Below are 15,273 nucleotides of genomic sequence, written 5' to 3'. Positions count from 1 at the left end.
TCGTCAGCGCGGAATCGGGATCGGAATCGGGATCGGTGGCAGCAACGGCGGTGGCGGCAGTCCCGGGATGCCCGGCGGCGGCGCGGCCGGGCCGGGCGGCGGCGCAGCCCGGACGGTGCCGTCGCTGATGTACAGCGTGATCACTGAGCCGGGGATGGCCGACCCGTTCGGCGCTGTGCCCATCACGGTGCCTTTGGGACGATCGCCCGCGCCCGTGACCGGCGACACCTGGAAGCCCGCCGCTACCAGCTTGGCGGTCGCCTCGCCCTGGGGCATGCCGACCACGTCGGGTACCTGGGCGTTGTTCGCGCCGCGCACATACTTGTCGTCCAGCGGGGGCAGGCCCGGCGGCGGGAACAGCGGTATCACGGGTTTGATCGCGTTGAACCAGGTCCGCGCGGGCTCGTTACCACCGAACAGATTGCCGTCGCCGCAGTTGCGGAGCGGGAACGAGCAGATCTCGCCGGGCGTCGGGCTGTCGCCGTAGACGTAGACCGCGGCGGCCAGCGCGTTGGTGAAGCCGAGGAAGGCCGAGGAGCGGTGACTCTCGGTGGTGCCGGTCTTGCCCGACATCGGGAGGTTCCAGCCCGCCGCCTGGGCCGCGCCCGCCGCCGTGCCCGACGTGTCGTCCTTGCTCATCGCGTTGGCCAAGGTGTTGGCCAGGCCCGGCTCGACGACCTGCTCGCAAGCCTGCTGGGTCAGCGGGACCTGCTTGCCCTGGCGGTCGATGACCTCTTTGATCGGGTTCGGCGGGCACCACCGGCCGCCCGAGCCCAGTGTCGCCGCGACGTTGGACAGCTCCAACGGGTTGATCGCCACCGGTCCCAGCGTGAAGGAGCCGAGGTTCTGCCCCTTGATCATGTCGGCCAGGCTCTGGTTGCCGTGGCCCGAAGTGCCCGCTTCGGTGAACGAGCGCATGCCGAGCCGCACCGCCATGTCGACGGTCGGGGTGACCCCGACGGCCTGGATCAGCTTCACGAACGCGGTGTTCGGGGAGGTGGCCAGCGCCTCGGTCACCGACATGGGCGATTTGTACCTGCCCGCGTTCTCGACGCAGTAGGTGGCGGCCGGGCACCCGCGGGCGCCGCCGTTACCCATGCCTTTGGCCTCGAACCGCCCGGGCACGTCGAGCTGGGCGTTGATGCCGAGGCCTTTCTCCATGGCCGCGGCCGTGGTGAAGACCTTGAAGATGGAGCCTGCGCCGTCACCCACCATGGAGTACGGCTGCGGCTGCACGGTCTCGTTCGCGTCCCGGTTCAGGCCATAGGTGCGGCTGCTGGCCATCGCGAGCACCGGATGCGTGTCCTGTCCCGGTGCGACCACGGACATGACCTCCGCGATGTTGTCCAGGTTCGGGTTCGCCGCGTCGGTCACCGCGCGCTTCACCGAGTCCTGCACGGCCGGATCGAGGGTGGTCCTGATCAGGTACCCGCCCTTCTCGATCTGTTCGCGGCTGATGCCCGCGTTGGCCAGGTACTGCAGCGCGTAGTCGCAGAAGAAGCCGCGGTCGTTGGCGGCGATGCAGCCGCGCGGCAGGCCCTTGGGTTCCGGCAGCACGCCCAGCGGCTTGGCCTTCGCCTCGCGGAACTCCTCGGCGCGGCTGGGGATGTTCTGGATCATGGTGTCCAGCACCGTGTTGCGCCTGGCCAGCACGCCGTCCGGGTTGGTGTAGGGGTTCAGTTTGGACGAGCTCTGCACCATGCCCGCGAGCATCGCGGCCTGTGAGACGTTCAGATCGGCCGCGTCGACGCCGAAGTACGTCTTCGCGGCGTCCTGGATGCCGTAGGAGGAGTTACCGAACGGGACGAGGTTGAGGTACCTGGTGAGGATCTCGTCCTTGGTGAGTTCCCGGTCCAGCGTCAGCGCCATCCGGATCTCCCGGATCTTGCGGGCCGGAGTGGTCTCGATGGCGGCGCGGCGCTCGGCGTCGGTCTTGGCCACCACCAGCAGCTGGAAGTTCTTCACGTACTGCTGATCCAGCGTGGACGCGCCCTGCTGGACCTCGCCGCTGGCGCTGTTGGTGAGGAACGCGCGCAGCGTGCCCTGCCAGTCGACGCCCTCGTGTTCGGCGAAGCGACGGTCCTCGATGGACACGATCGCCAGTTTCATGTCGTTGGAGATCCGGTCGCTGGGCACCTCGAATCGGCGCTGCTCGTACAGCCAGGCGATCGGATTGCCCGCCGCGTCGACCATGGTCGAGACCGCGGGCACCGTTCCCTCGACCAGCTCCGCGGAGACGTTGTCGACGGCGTCGGCGGCACGGTTGGAGACGAACCCGAAGCCGCCGGCGAGCGGGAACAACAACCCGGCGACGAGCACGGAGGCCAGCACGCAGCTGCCGGCCAGCCGCGCGAGCGTATGTGTGATCGGCACGAATCAAGACTACGGGTTGCCATTCGAGCCTTCTTGGCGGCATTTGTCCGGAGCCCGGAACTGGTTGTTCGCGAACGCGAATGGGCGTGTCGCGCGACCGGGACCGGCGTGTCGTCCGAGGGCGCACACGCAATCTGCCTGCCCGTCCTGTGCGCGCCCGGCTTTGCAGGGACGGACGTACCAAAAAATCTCGAGGTGGTCTTGCGCAAGCGCCATACCTTTACCTAGATTGAGAACCCAGTGTGATAGAGCTAACACTCAAAGTGGAATGTGGTGCACTTCGCAGCGGGGTTTGGGTGCTGCGCGGTGACAACGCGATTCTGGAGCGCCGTTGACCGGTGTTCGGACTGCAAAGGGGCACACCAAATGCACATGACAACCCCCATCGCTCGATTGGACGTGGAGCAGGCCGAAGCAAGGATCGCCTGGGTAGCCCAGGCTCGATGCAAGGAAGTGGATCCCGATCAGTTGTTCGTCCGCGGCGCGGCGCAGCGCAAAGCGGCGACGATCTGCAGGCACTGTCCTGTGCTCATGCAGTGTGGTGCCGACGCGCTCGACAATCGGGTCGAGTTCGGTGTGTGGGGCGGCATGACGGAACGGCAGCGCCGCGCCCTGTTGAAGCAGCATCCGGAAGTGACCTCCTGGGCCGATTTCTTCCAGGCCCAGCGCCAGCATCAGGTGGCGATGTAGTCCCCCGCAATCGAAACAGAGCCCGCGCGAGCGGGCTCAGTTTCGTTTCAGGAGCGATATTTCCGTTCGGAGCAATAGCGGATACGCCTAAGTATCAGGCGGTGGCGCGCGCCGTGCCCGCGAGCTGATCGCCGACGACGCGCAGCGCGTCGAGGTCGGACACCTCGAACGGCAGCGCGGTGACCGAGACGATCGGCACCCGTGGATGCGCGCCGGTGAAGCGGTGCAGAAGATGCTGTTCGCGCTTGTCGGTGGCGACTCGGCGGGCGTGCACCCGCAACACCGCGGCGGTGAGTGGATCGGAGTCCGCGACCTGGTCGGCGGCGGTGAGCGCGTGATCGGCCGACAGCGAGCTCAGCACCGGATGGGTGCGGTTGAGCACCAGCCCCGCCAGCGGCATGCGCTCGGTGGAGAGGCGGTCGACGAAGAACGAGGCCTCCCGCAGCGCGTCCGGCTCCGGCGCCGCCACCACCAGGAAGTGTGTGCCCGGCTTCGACAGCATGGCGAAGGTTCGCTCGGCGCGCTCCTGGAAGCCGCCGAACAGCGACTCCAAGGACTGCAGGAAATTGGACGCGTCCTTGAGCATCTGCCCCCCGACGACGGTGGACACCCCGCGTACCGCCAGGCTCATCGCGCCGGTGACCAACCGGGTCACGCCGCGGCCGGGCGCCATGATCACCCGGATCATGCGGCCGTTGAGAAAGTTGCCCAGCCGCTTGGGGGCGTCCAGGAAGTCCAGGGCATTGCGGGAAGGCGGGGTGTCGACCACGATCAGATCCCACTCGCCCCGGTGGGCCAGCTGGCCCAGCTTCTCCATCGCCATGTACTCCTGCGTGCCCCCGAAGGAGGAGGCGACCGTCTGATAGAAGGGATTGGCGAAGATCTGCTGCGCTTTCTCCGCGCTGGTGTGCTCGAGCACCATGTCGTCGAACGTGCGGCGCATATTGAGCATCATCGCGTGCAACTCGCCCTTGGCCTCGGGACCGAGCGCCACGCGCTGAGGATTGTTGCCGAGGTCGGCGACGCCCAGTGACTGAGCCAGTCGGCGCGCGGGGTCGATGGTCAGCACCACGACCTTGCGGCCCTGCTCCGCGGCACGCAGCGCGAGGGCGGCGGCGGTCGTCGTCTTGCCGACGCCACCGGAGCCGCAGCAGACCACCACGCGGGCGGACGGGTCGGCGATGATCCGCGAAATATCCAGCGGGGCAGCCGCGGGGTGGGTCGGCGTGCTCATCGGACTCCCTGGGCAGTGAGGTGTTCGGCTAGTTCGTACAGTCCGCCCAGGTCCATTCCGTCGGGGAGGGCGGGCAGGTAGAGCCGGGAGATGTCGACCTTGGCCAGTTCCTCGGCGCTGTCGTCCTGTGCTTGCAGCGTGGCCGAGTGTTCGATCGTTTCGGTGAGCAAGCCCTGGAAATCGCTGTCCGGGAGCGTGATCCCGGCGGCGTCCAGGCCCGCGCGAATGGCGGCGGCATCCAGATCACCGCCGGCGGCCCTGGCCCGCAGCTCGGGCGGGAGCTGGCCTTCGGTCGCCCGGTTCACGATGACGGTGCCGATGCGCAGGTCCGCGGCGGTGAGCTCCGCGACGGCGTCGGCGGTTTCCTGCACCGGCAGCGCCTCCAGCAACGTGACCAGATGAATCATGGTCTGGTCGGAGTGCAGCAGCTGGGAGACGCCCTCGGCCTGCGCGGCGATCGGCCCACCCTTGGCCACCTCCGCCATGGCCTTGGTGACGTCGAGGAAACCGGCGATCCGGCCGGTGGGCGGTGCGTCGACCACGATCTCGTCGTAGACCCGCTTACCGGCCTTGTCCACGCGAACCGCGCATTCCTTGATCTTGCCGGTGAGGATGACGTCACGCAGACCGGGCGCGATCGTGGTGACGAACTCGATGGCGCCCATCCTGCGCATCGCGCGACCGGCGAAGCCGAGGTTGTAGAACATGTCGAGGTATTCGAGGAAGGCGTGCTCGATATCCAGCGCCAGCGCGACCACTTCGCCGCCGCCGTCGGCCGTGGCTATCCGTGTCTCGGTCGGCGGCAGCGGCGGCAGGTCGAACAGCTGCGCGATCGATTGCCTGCTCTCCACCTCGACCAACAGCACCCGGCGGCCGCCCGCGGCCAGCGCGAGGGCCAGCGCCGCGGCGACCGTCGACTTGCCCGTGCCTCCCTTTCCGGAGACATAGTGCAAGCGGGCCTGTTCAGCGCGCTTCGGCCACCTTGCGTCCGATCCCGGCTCCGCCGAAAGCGGCACTGCTGTTGGTACTCCCACGCTCGCGAGCCTATAACTGGTTCGCCACCCCGGGGCACCGGCCGTACCAGACGGGTGCGCGCCGCGCCGCCGGGAACAGCGGCGCACCGCGGCTGTCGCGACCGCGCGCCGTCCGCCCCCAGCCCACCTGAACTCCTGGTTTCGCGCGGAAGCGAGACCGAGCTCTGCCGGTTCACCGGCCCGGCTCGCCTTCGCGCATCGGCCGTGGTTGCTGTGCGAACGTGAGCACTCTCTCCGTCGTGCCCCGCGGGACAACGACCCACCGCGTGGTGCGGCCCGTGGGTACGCGCCCACCGCACCCGGACGAGCACTCTCACTTTGCGCCGCGCGGACAACGGCACTTGCCCGACCTGGCGCCGCGCCTCACGCGCCCAGCGCACCTCAACTCCCTGCGATGCGAGACCCAGCCTGTTCCGTTCGCGGCCCGCTCGCGTTTGCGCGGCCGCGTATGAAGCAGTGGCCACCCGGAGAAGTCTTCTGAAACGGTGTACTACGAGCGGCCGCGTTCGCCCCGGACGTGCCCAGCGCACCGCGACCACGTCTTTCGAGCGCAGCGAGACCGAGCCTGTCCCGTTCGCGGCCCGGCTCGCGTTTGCGCGGCCGCCGCGTACGCGACGAAGGAGCAAGCGGCGGCCGCGCAAACGCGAGCCATCAGAGGGCCGCGAACCCGCCGCGACGAAGTCGCGGCCATTGAACACAGCTACGCTCTCGCACATGAGTGACTCGAGTGATACGACCGTGTGGGAGTACGCGACCGTGCCGCTGCTGACGCACGCGACGAAGCAGATCCTGGATCAGTGGGGAGCCGACGGCTGGGAGCTGGTCACCGTGCTGCCCGGCCCGACCGGCGAGCAGCACGTCGCCTACCTCAAGCGGCGCAAGTAGAGAAGGAGGGTGACGTAGTGACCCAGTGGGAGAAGAATCTCGCCGAGCTCGGAATCACCCTGCCCCCGGTCGTGCCCCCGGTCGCGGCCTACGTTCCCGCGATCCGCACCGGGTCGCTCGTCTACACCTCCGGTCAGCTGCCGTTCGTCGACGGCGAGTTGTCCGCGGTCGGCAAGGTCGGCGCGGAGGTTTCCGTCGAGGAGGCCAAGGAGGCTGCCCGGCTGTGCGCGCTGAACGCGCTGGCGGCGGTGCACGACCTGGTCGGCCTCGATGCGGTGGTGCGGATCGTGAAGGTGGTCGGATTCGTCGCCTCGGCACCGGGTTTCGGCGATCAACCCGTGGTGATCAACGGCGCGTCGGAGTTCCTCGGGCAGGTCTTCGGTGACTCGGGCAAGCACGCGCGCTCGGCCGTCGGCGTCTCCGAACTTCCCCGGAATACTCCGGTCGAAGTCGAACTCATCGCCGAGGTGCGCTAGACCGGACTGTCGGCTCCGTTTCTATCCGAGGTTTGCGATGACGTTGACACACCCCGCCTACGGGCAGCTCCGGCAGGTCACCGAGACGGCGGCGGTGCTGCTCGCCGACAACCCGGGACAGATGACCCTGGAGGGAACCAACACCTGGATCCTGCGCGCTCCGGGAGAAGCGGACTGTGTGGTGGTGGACCCGGGGCCGGAGGACGAAGCGCACACGGCCGCGATCGCCGAGGCCACCGGCGGCCGGGTCGCTCTCACCTTGATCACACACCGCCATCATGATCACACCGGCGGCATCGATCGGCTCGTCGAGCTGACCGGGACGCCGGTGCGCGCCAAGGAGTCCGGCTTCCTGCGCGGTGCGGACGCTTCCCTGGTCGACGGTGAGTTGATCGAAGCCGCGGGTCTGCGCATCACCGTGCTGGACACGCCGGGGCACACCGGTGACTCGCTGAGTTTCGTCCTCGACGACGCGGTGCTGACCGGCGACACCATCCTCGGCGCGGGCACCACCGTGCTCGACTCCACCGACGGCACGCTGGCCGACTACCTGTCCTCGCTGGACCGGTTGATCGAGACAGGCAGGGGCAAGGCGCTGCTGCCCGCGCACGGCCCGGATCACCCGGATCTGGAGCCGGTTGCCCGCTACTACATCGCGCATCGGCGCGAGCGCCTCGATCAGGTGCGCGAGGCGCTGCGGGCGCTCGGCTCGGACGCGGATGCGATGTCGGTCGTGCGGCGCGTGTACGCCGACGTGGACCAGCGGCTGTGGCACGCGGCGCGCAGTTCGGTGCAGGCGCAGCTGGACTATCTGCGCGTGCACGGTTAACCGGAACAACGGAACGCCGGGTTCAGTGGAGCGCTGAACCCGGCGTTCTGCCGTATGAGACGTTACCGGGCGCGGCGGGCCAGGCGCTCGGAGTCGGAGATGAGCACGCTCTTGCCCTCCAGCCGCAGCCAGCCGCGATGCGCGAAGTCGGCGAGTGCCTTGTTCACGGTTTCGCGCGAGGCGCCGACCAGCTGGGCGATCTCCTCCTGGGTCAGGTCGTGGGTGACCCGCAGTGCGCCCGCCTCCTGGGTGCCGAAGCGCTGGGCGAGTTGCAGCAGCGCCTTGGCGACCCGGCCGGGGACGTCGGTGAAGATCAGGTCGGCCAGGTTGTTGTTGGTCCGGCGCAGACGGCGGGCGAGAACGCGCAGCAACTGCTCGGCGATCTCGGGCCGCTGGTCGATCCAGGTCTTGAGGGCGTCACGGTCCATCGTCACCGCACGCACCTCGGTCACCGTGGTGGCGGTGGAGGTGCGCGGGCCCGGGTCGAAGATGGACAGCTCGCCGAACATGTCGGACGGGCCCATGATGGTCAGCAGGTTCTCGCGGCCGTCGGGCGAGCGGCGTCCGATCTTCACCTTGCCGGAGGTGATGATGTACAGCCGGTCGCCCGGCTCACCCTCGTTGAAGATGACGTGACCGCGCGGGAAATCCACCGGCTGAAGTTGTTTGGCGAGGGCGGCCACCGCAGTGGGCTCGACGCCCTGGAAGATGCCTGCTCTGGCGAGGGCCTCGTCCACGAATGTGCTCCTTAGGGAAATGGCTCTGTACCGGACCGAAGCGACTCGGCCAACAGCGCAGTCTACGCGGCGTCACTACAGCGTAGTGACGGACACCACGTAACGAGTGGATTGCGCGGCGCTCGCGCCGGGTCAGCTCGCGCGGGCCACGTCCATCTCCTCGCCGCGAGAGCGGCGCTTGCGCATCCGGGCCACGGCGGCGGGCAGTCCGAGCTTCGTCAGCTCTTTCACCTCGGCGTTACTTGCCTTGTCCAGGTACTGCTGAACCTCTTCGTCGGGTTCGAGAAGCTTGCGGAGCCGGTTCTCGACCCGCTCCATGCCCAGTGCGAACAGCATCAGCACCACTGGGAAGAGCACCACAGCGAGTCCTTGCATGACGAGCAGTAAACACCGTCGAGGTCTCAGATGGAACACGGCAACTGAACTGGAAGGGCAACGTTGTCCGCCGGTTCCGTATGGTGGACGCGTGCGCGTCTCCCCCTCCACCGCCGCCGGGAACGGGCTTCCGCCCGGCTCCGAGCCCTCCGAAACGCCGCAGGCCGCCGCCGCGGCTCCGCAACGGAAAACCAGGGCCCGACAGGCGGAAACCCGGCTCGGGCTGGTCCGTCGCGCGCGCCGGATGAACCGCGAACTGGCGACCGCTTTCCCTGATGCGCACTGTGAGCTGGATTTCACCACACCGCTCGAATTGGCGGTGGCGACAATACTTTCGGCGCAGTGCACCGACGAGCGGGTGAATCTCACCACGCCTGCACTGTTCGCCCGGTACCCGGACGCCCGCGCCTATGCCGAGGCAAACCGCGCGGAGCTGGAGGAATACATCCGGCCGACCGGCTTCTTCCGGAACAAAGCGTCCTCGCTGATCGGACTCGGCCAGGCGCTGCTGGAACGTCACGACGGTGAGTTGCCTCACACCCTGGCCGAGCTCGTCCAGCTGCCCGGCATCGGGCGCAAGACCGCCAACGTCATCCTCGGCAACGCCTTCGGTGTGCCCGGCATCACGGTGGACACCCATTTCGGTCGTCTGGTGCGCCGCTGGGGCTGGACCGACGAGGAAGACCCGGTCAAGGTCGAGCACCTCGTCGGCGCGCTGATCGAGCGCAAGGAATGGACCATGCTCTCGCACCGGGTGATCTTCCACGGACGGCGCGTCTGCCATTCCCGCAAGCCCGCGTGCGGCGCGTGCGTCCTCGTCAAAGACTGCCCGTCGTTCGGGATCGGGCCGACCGATCCGGAGGCGGCGGCCAAGCTGGTGAAGGGGCCGGAGCGGGAGCATCTGCTCGAGCTGGTGGGCCGGTGAGTTCGGAGCCCTCGGGCCGAAGGAGTGCGGGGAATGCGTGGCGCTGGGCGCTTGCCGGTTTGATCGTGGTGGTGGCGCTCGCGGTCGCGGTGTGGCCGCGCGGGGGAGACGAGCCGGAGGCGCCGCAGTCTCCTCCCGTCGCCTCCGGCGTCTCCGATGACATGCGCGCTGCCGCGGGTTTGCCGGATTGCCCGACCGGCACCGCGAACGGGAACGGCCCGCTCGCCGGGATAACTGTGGGATGCCTGGCGAACGGCCGTTCGGTCGATCTGGCCGCCGCGCTGGCGGGCAAGCCCGCCCTGCTGAACCTGTGGGCCTACTGGTGCGCACCGTGCGCCCAGGAGTTGCCGTATTTGCAGCAATACGCCCAACGCGCCGGGAACGCGATTACCGTGCTGACCGTGCACAGCGACCCTGATGAAGCCAAAGCACTGTCCCGGCTGCGTGGACTGGACGTGCGGTTGCCGGGGGTGCTCGACGCCGACGCACGAGTGCGCACGGCCGTCGGCGCTCCCGCGGTGCTGCCGATCTCGGTGCTGCTTCGTGCCGACGGCTCGGTCGCCGAGGTCGTCGTGAAAGCTTTCGACGGGGTGGATGACATCGCGAATACAGTCGCGGGCAAGCTCGGAGTGGCCGCATGACGATGCGGATGGACGAATCAATGGTGGAGGTGACGGTGCGGGCGTGCACGCGGGTCGGTGGGCGAATGCGCGGGGGAGGTGCGCGATGACCATCGAGATGCCGCCCGACATCCCGAGCTGGCTGACCCGCTCGGCCGAACCGGCCACCGACAGCGCCGATACCCTGACCAGGGCGCGTGCGCTGCGCCGCGCCATGACCGTGACCTCGACGCCGCGGCAAGCGGCGGTGCTCGTGCTGTTCGGCGGCTCACCCGAGCCGGCCCCGGACGCGCCGGGCGGACTGCCCGCCGACGCGGAGGTGCTGCTGACGCAACGGGCGTCCACCATGCGCCAGCATCGCGGCCAGGTGGCTTTTCCCGGCGGTGCGGTGGACCCGGAGGACGCCGGGCCGATCGATACCGCGCTGCGCGAGGCGTGCGAGGAGACCGGCCTCGACCGTTCCGGCGTCGAACCGTTCGCTGTACTGCCGAAACTGTTCGTGCCGGTGTCCCGTTTCGACGTCACACCGGTGCTCGCGTATTGGCGCACGCCCGGCGCGGTGCGTGTGGTCGACGAGAGCGAAACCGAGCGGGTGGTGCGCATCCCGCTCGCGCAGCTGCTGGATCCGGCCAACCGCTTCGTGGTCCGTAGCCATCTGGGGTATCAGAGCCCGGCGTTCCAGGTGGACGAGATGCTGGTCTGGGGCCTGACCGCGGGCATCCTCGCCGGGATCAGCAAGGCTTCCGGCTGGGACCGCGAGTGGGATCACGAGGACGTCCGTGACCTGGAGACCGCCCTCGCCGCCGTGGGGATGACGTTATGAGTTCTTCGGCCTGGCTCGACATCGCCGTCGTGCTGCTGGCCCTGCTGGCCGCCTCTTCCGGGTGGCGGCAGGGCGCGGTGGCCTCCGCGCTGGCCTTCCTCGGCGTGGTGCTCGGAGCGGTCGCGGGCATCCTGATCGCGCCGCACATCCTGGTGCACGTGGACGAGGGCCGGACCCGGGTGCTCACCGGTGTGCTGCTCATCGTGGTGCTGGTGATCGTCGGCGAAGTCGCGGGCATGGTGCTGGGGCGCGCCGCGCGCAGCGGCATGCGTCATCCGTTCACGCGCAGCGTGGACAGCGCGGTGGGCGCGGTGCTGCAGGCGGTCGCCGTGCTGGTCACCGCGTGGCTGCTGGCGCTGCCGCTGGCCACGTCGTCGCAGCCGGCCATCGCGACCGCGATCAACGGGTCACGGGTGCTCGCCGACGTCAACGACGTCGCGCCGAACTGGTTGCGCAGGCTGCCCAACGAGTTCTCCAAGCTGCTCAACACCTCAGGCCTGCCGGATGTGATCGGGCCGTTCGGGCGGGCGCCGATCGCGGCCGTCGAGCCCCCTGATCCGAGCGTGCTGGCCAGTCCGGTCGCCGCTTCGTTGCAGCAGAGCGTGCTGCGCATCCGCGGTGTCGCGCCGAGTTGCCAGCGGGCGCTGGAGGGCTCGGGTTTCGTGATCGCGCCGGAGCGCGTGATGACCAACGCCCACGTCGTCGCGGGCACCACGAGCGTCGCGGTGGACACCCCGCGCGGGCCGCTGGACGCGAATGTCGTGCTGTTCGACCCGTCCAAGGACGTCGCGGTCCTCGCCGTGCCGGGTCTCACCGCCCCGGTGGTTCCGCGCGCACCCGCGCCCGCACGGTCGGGCGACAGCGCGATCGTGCTCGGGTATCCCGGTGGCGGCCCGTACACCGCGAGCGCGGCCCGGGTGCGGGAGACGCTGGATCTGACCGGCCCGACCATCTACCGCAACGGCACCGTCGAACGCGAGGTCTACACCGTCCGCGGCCAGGTGCGGGCGGGCAATTCCGGTGGGCCGCTGGTGGATACGGACGGTCAGGTGCTCGGCGTGGTCTTCGGGGCCGCCGTCACCGACGACGACACCGGTTACGTGCTCACGCTCGCTGAGGTCCGCGCCCAGCTCGACGCGGCCGAACGAGTCGGCACGACAGTGGACACCGGCGCCTGCGTGCTCAGCTGAACCAAGCTCCCCGGCCACGTGCATCCGTGGCCGGGGTCGGTTCTCGCCGATTCAGGCCAGCAGCTTGGCCAGTTCCGTCGTCACGGCGTCCGGGTTCTCCTGATGGGCGAAGTGCCCGGCCGCCGGGATAGCGGCCAGCCGCCGTTCCGGCGAGAGATGAAGATCGCGGCGGAAGGTGCCCGGCAGGACGTATGAGTCCAGCTCGCCGCGCATCGCCAGGACCGGAATGTGGATGGGTTCGCGCATGGTCGCCATGAACCGGCGGCCGTCCGGACGCCACTGACTGCGGAAAGCCCAGCGCTGGTACTCCAGCGCACAATGCGCGGCACCGGGAATGCGGATGGCCGAGCGCATCCGCTGTGCGGTGTCGACGAATTCGGCGGTGCCCGCCCATCCCGCGCTCACCCGCCTGCGCAGCAGCCGTTCCACTTCGAAGCCGTCACCGGTGGTCAGCAAGTGCTCGCCGTACCGGGGGAGCTGGTAGCGCAGGAAGTTCGGCAGCCAGGTCGCGCGCTGGCGGCGGTTGCGCAGCACCGAACTCTTCAGCGCCGACGGATGCGGCGAGCCGACCAGCGCGATCGAGCGAACCAGGCGCGGATGCAGCACCGCGGTGGTCCAGCAGACCAGTCCGCCTTCGGCGTGCCCGACCAGTGTCGCCTCGGTGTAGCCGAGCGCGCGGATGAGGCCGGCGACGTCACCGGCGAGCGTCCACCCGTCGTAACCGCGCGGCGGCTTGTCGCTGTCGCCGTAGCCGCGCAGGTCGACGGCCACGGCGCGGTAGCCGAGCTCGGCCAGGCCGGTCAATTGGTGCCGCCAGGACCACCAGAAGTCCGCGAAGCCGTGTAGCAGCACCACCAGGGGCGCATCGGACCGCTCGGGCGTCGAGTCCACGACGTGGAATCGAATCCCGTTGGCGTGAACGTCCCGATGCGTCCACGGTCCGTCGTAACGGACGCTGGACGGATCCGGAAGGAAGTTCGCCGACACGCCGATCGAGCCTAGTGGTCGGCGTACCGGCTCGCGAACGCGCCTAGGAAGCCGGCTTCTGCAGGGCGAGACGGTCGTCGTGCGCGGCCGCGCCCAAGCCGTGCGGCAGCACCGTGCGCGCCTGCTTGAGCGAGTCGATCGTCTTCTCCGGCGCGCGCAGTTTCTTCACCCGCCGGTATCCGAGGAACGCCAGCACCGCGGTGGCCACGACCATCAGCAGGAAGACGATGAGGAAGGCCGCCCAGCGGGCCAGCCACACGTCGAGCAGTTCGCCGAGGAAGAAGAAAAAGAAGAAGGTGCTGAACAGCAGCACGGTGAGCGCGAGGATGAAGTAGACGCTGCCCTGCAGGCCCTTCTTGATCTCCCCGGTGACCTCGGCCTTGGCCAGTTCGACCTCGGCGCGGACCAGGGTGGACATCTGCTCGGCGGCGTCGCGGACCAGGGTTCCGAAACTCGCCGAGCCGAGCGGATCGGCGTCCGTGAGAGGAATGGAGGTGACCGTACGACCGTGCTCCGCGTCGCTCCCGTTACCGCCGTGGTTGAAACTCACTTGGTCGACCCTTCTCCCTGTCCCGGCACTGCTTCAACTCCCGTTCGATCGGCGGCGCTCCCGTGCCCTCCGTGGTCACGCAGGCTACCGCCTCAGGGCGGATCGCTCGCGCCGCCATGTTGTTCACGTTCTAGCGCACGGGCGTCCCGCCGAGCCTGGTGGACACGCCCACGCCGCAACAGTAGCGCCGAACCGGCGAGCGACGCCGCCATTGATGTGACCAACACGGCGGCCTTCGCCAACTCGACGGCCGACCCGTCCGCGACATCGGCGAGCGCGAGTTCCGCCACCAGAAGGCTAACCGTGAAGCCGATCGCGCCGAGCACCGACAGGGCGAACATGTCCCGCCAGCCGAGTTCGCGGGGACGCGTCGCCACGCCCAACCGGATTGCCACCCAGCTCATCCCGAAGATGCCGAGCGGTTTGCCCACCAAAAGGCCGAGTATGACTGCGAGCGCGAGCCGGTTGGTGAACAACTCGCCGAACACCTTCGGGTTCAACGGGACGCCGGCGGCGAACAGGGCGAACAGGGGAACGCACAATCCGGCGGAGATCGGCTGGAAGAGGTGCTCGAGCCGGGTGGCGGGAGCGTCCTGCTCACCGGGATCCGGACGCACCCGGGTGAGCAGGCCGAGCGCGACACCGGCCAGGGTGGGGTGGATGCCCGCCTCGTGCAGGGCGTACCAGGACACCAAGGCCAGTGGGAGATAAAGCACCGGCGTGCCGATGCGCGCGCGTTGGCCCAGCGCCCACCCGGCGAAGCAGGCCGCGGCGACGAGCAGCCACAGCAGCGACACCGCCGTGGTGAACAACACCGCGATGAGGACGATCGCCATGAGATCGTCGACCACGGCGAGACTGAGCAGGAACACGCGTGCGCCCGGCGGGATGCGCGAGCCGGTCATGGCGAGCACGGCGAGCGCGAACGCGATGTCGGTGGCGACGGGGATGGCCCAGCCGCGCTCCATGCCGGGGACCCCGAAGCCGACGACCGCCGCGATCAGCGCGGGGGTCACCACACCGCCGACCGCCGCGATGACCGGAAGCGTGGCGCGTCTGCGATCGGCGAGTTCGCCGACCACCAATTCGCGTTTGAGCTCCAGCCCGGCGACGAAGAAGAACACCGCCAGCAGACCGTCCGCGGTCCACTCCGCCAGGGTCAGGTCCAGGTGCAGCGGCGGGATCGCGACGACCGTTTCGGTCATCGTCAGGTAGCTCGCGCCCCACGGCGAGTTCACCCAGAGCAACGCGATCGCCGCTGCGATCAGAAGCAATGCGCCGCCGACGGTTTCCGTGCGGAGGTAGCGGGACAATTCCGAGCGCACTTGCGTGATCACGGGAAACCTTTCGGGCGGCGGGCGGTCACCGCGGCGGCGACACCCACCGGAGCCGGCTCAACGGGTGCGCGACCGCGCGCCGACCAGACTTCCCGGCACACCTTACGCAATCTTAACGGGTGCGGCCGGTGACGGTGTCCGCCACCGGCCGCGTTCAGCGCGGGGTGATCAGCCCTTGCCCGCCCGGATCGCCTCGAACACCTTCGGG

Annotated in this window: 16 protein-coding genes; 8 read left to right on the top strand and 8 right to left on the bottom strand. The window is 69.0% G+C overall.

Features of this window, described 5'->3' with window-relative positions:
- Positions 1-3: 3 nt before the first annotated feature.
- Positions 4-2,373: a penicillin-binding protein gene (locus tag NNI01S_RS07300; protein WP_063018847.1), complete on the bottom strand. Its 2,370-nt coding sequence runs from the start codon at positions 2,371-2,373 to the stop codon at positions 4-6.
- A gap of 366 nt (positions 2,374-2,739) precedes the next feature.
- Here NNI01S_RS07300 and NNI01S_RS07295 point away from each other — a divergent pair, with 366 nt between their 5' ends.
- Positions 2,740-3,063, top strand: coding sequence for a WhiB family transcriptional regulator (locus NNI01S_RS07295; RefSeq protein WP_014981178.1), 324 nt, complete (start codon positions 2,740-2,742; stop codon positions 3,061-3,063).
- Between the two features lie 94 nt (positions 3,064-3,157).
- Here NNI01S_RS07295 and bagB read toward each other — a convergent pair whose 3' ends face one another.
- Both bagB and bagA read right to left on the bottom strand, forming a co-directional pair.
- Entirely contained in the window at positions 3,158-4,297 is a 1,140-nt protein-coding gene (bagB, locus tag NNI01S_RS07290) for an ATPase BagB (protein WP_063018846.1), read from the bottom strand.
- Entirely contained in the window at positions 4,294-5,313 is a 1,020-nt protein-coding gene (bagA, locus tag NNI01S_RS07285) for an ATPase BagA (RefSeq protein WP_063018845.1), read from the bottom strand. The genes bagB and bagA overlap by 4 nt, the downstream gene beginning before the upstream one ends.
- A gap of 732 nt (positions 5,314-6,045) precedes the next feature.
- Here bagA and sp36 point away from each other — a divergent pair.
- From sp36 to NNI01S_RS07275, 3 genes are read left to right on the top strand one after another with little or no spacing between them, the layout of a single operon-like run.
- A complete protein-coding gene (gene sp36, locus NNI01S_RS34350; protein ID WP_157114639.1) occupies positions 6,046-6,216 on the top strand; it encodes a Sp36 family protein in 171 nt (56 codons plus the stop codon).
- A 17-nt stretch (positions 6,217-6,233) separates the two neighbouring features.
- Positions 6,234-6,692 (top strand): RidA family protein, encoded by a 459-nt coding sequence (locus NNI01S_RS07280; RefSeq protein WP_063018844.1) that lies wholly within the window; start codon positions 6,234-6,236, stop codon positions 6,690-6,692.
- A 37-nt stretch (positions 6,693-6,729) separates the two neighbouring features.
- Positions 6,730-7,521 (top strand): MBL fold metallo-hydrolase, encoded by a 792-nt coding sequence (locus tag NNI01S_RS07275; protein ID WP_063018842.1) that lies wholly within the window; start codon positions 6,730-6,732, stop codon positions 7,519-7,521.
- Between the two features lie 62 nt (positions 7,522-7,583).
- Here the strand turns inward: NNI01S_RS07275 and NNI01S_RS07270 are convergent, their stop codons facing one another.
- Positions 7,584-8,258 (bottom strand): Crp/Fnr family transcriptional regulator, encoded by a 675-nt coding sequence (locus NNI01S_RS07270; protein ID WP_039794544.1) that lies wholly within the window; start codon positions 8,256-8,258, stop codon positions 7,584-7,586.
- 132 nt (positions 8,259-8,390) lie between these two features.
- Complete coding sequence (locus tag NNI01S_RS07265) at positions 8,391-8,633, bottom strand: hypothetical protein (RefSeq protein WP_039794546.1); 243 nt, start codon at positions 8,631-8,633, stop codon at positions 8,391-8,393.
- A gap of 223 nt (positions 8,634-8,856) precedes the next feature.
- On the opposite strand from NNI01S_RS07265, the gene nth reads away from it, so the two are divergent.
- From nth to NNI01S_RS07245, 4 genes are all read left to right on the top strand, one after another.
- Positions 8,857-9,558: an endonuclease III gene (nth, locus tag NNI01S_RS07260; RefSeq protein WP_063019383.1), complete on the top strand. Its 702-nt coding sequence runs from the start codon at positions 8,857-8,859 to the stop codon at positions 9,556-9,558.
- A complete protein-coding gene (locus tag NNI01S_RS07255) occupies positions 9,555-10,199 on the top strand; it encodes a TlpA family protein disulfide reductase (RefSeq protein WP_245676013.1) in 645 nt (214 codons plus the stop codon). The genes nth and NNI01S_RS07255 overlap by 4 nt, the downstream gene beginning before the upstream one ends.
- An 85-nt stretch (positions 10,200-10,284) precedes the next feature.
- Positions 10,285-11,001 (top strand): NUDIX hydrolase, encoded by a 717-nt coding sequence (locus NNI01S_RS07250; RefSeq protein WP_174554371.1) that lies wholly within the window; start codon positions 10,285-10,287, stop codon positions 10,999-11,001.
- On the top strand, positions 10,998-12,191 hold the full coding sequence (locus tag NNI01S_RS07245; protein ID WP_063018840.1) for a MarP family serine protease: 1,194 nt from the start codon (positions 10,998-11,000) through the stop codon (positions 12,189-12,191). Before NNI01S_RS07250 ends, NNI01S_RS07245 begins: the two co-directional genes overlap by 4 nt.
- Before the next feature lie 51 nt (positions 12,192-12,242).
- On the opposite strand, the gene NNI01S_RS07240 is transcribed toward NNI01S_RS07245, so the two are convergent.
- The 3 genes from NNI01S_RS07240 to nhaA form a co-directional block, all read right to left on the bottom strand.
- Positions 12,243-13,178 (bottom strand): alpha/beta fold hydrolase, encoded by a 936-nt coding sequence (locus NNI01S_RS07240; RefSeq protein WP_063018838.1) that lies wholly within the window; start codon positions 13,176-13,178, stop codon positions 12,243-12,245.
- Positions 13,179-13,221: 43 nt separating this feature from the next.
- Positions 13,222-13,728 (bottom strand): phage holin family protein, encoded by a 507-nt coding sequence (locus NNI01S_RS07235; protein WP_063018836.1) that lies wholly within the window; start codon positions 13,726-13,728, stop codon positions 13,222-13,224.
- A 92-nt stretch (positions 13,729-13,820) separates the two neighbouring features.
- Positions 13,821-15,065 carry a Na+/H+ antiporter NhaA gene (gene nhaA, locus NNI01S_RS07230; protein ID WP_084488607.1) on the bottom strand — a complete coding sequence of 415 codons (1,245 nt, stop codon included), beginning with the start codon at positions 15,063-15,065 and terminating at the stop codon, positions 13,821-13,823.
- Between the last annotated feature and the right edge of the window lie 208 nt (positions 15,066-15,273).

The sequence above is a fragment of the Nocardia niwae NBRC 108934 = DSM 45340 genome (assembly GCF_001613465.1).
Taxonomy (GTDB): domain Bacteria; phylum Actinomycetota; class Actinomycetes; order Mycobacteriales; family Mycobacteriaceae; genus Nocardia; species Nocardia niwae.
Note: the sequence above shows the minus strand (reverse complement) of the source record. Positions and strands in the feature narration are given on the sequence as shown.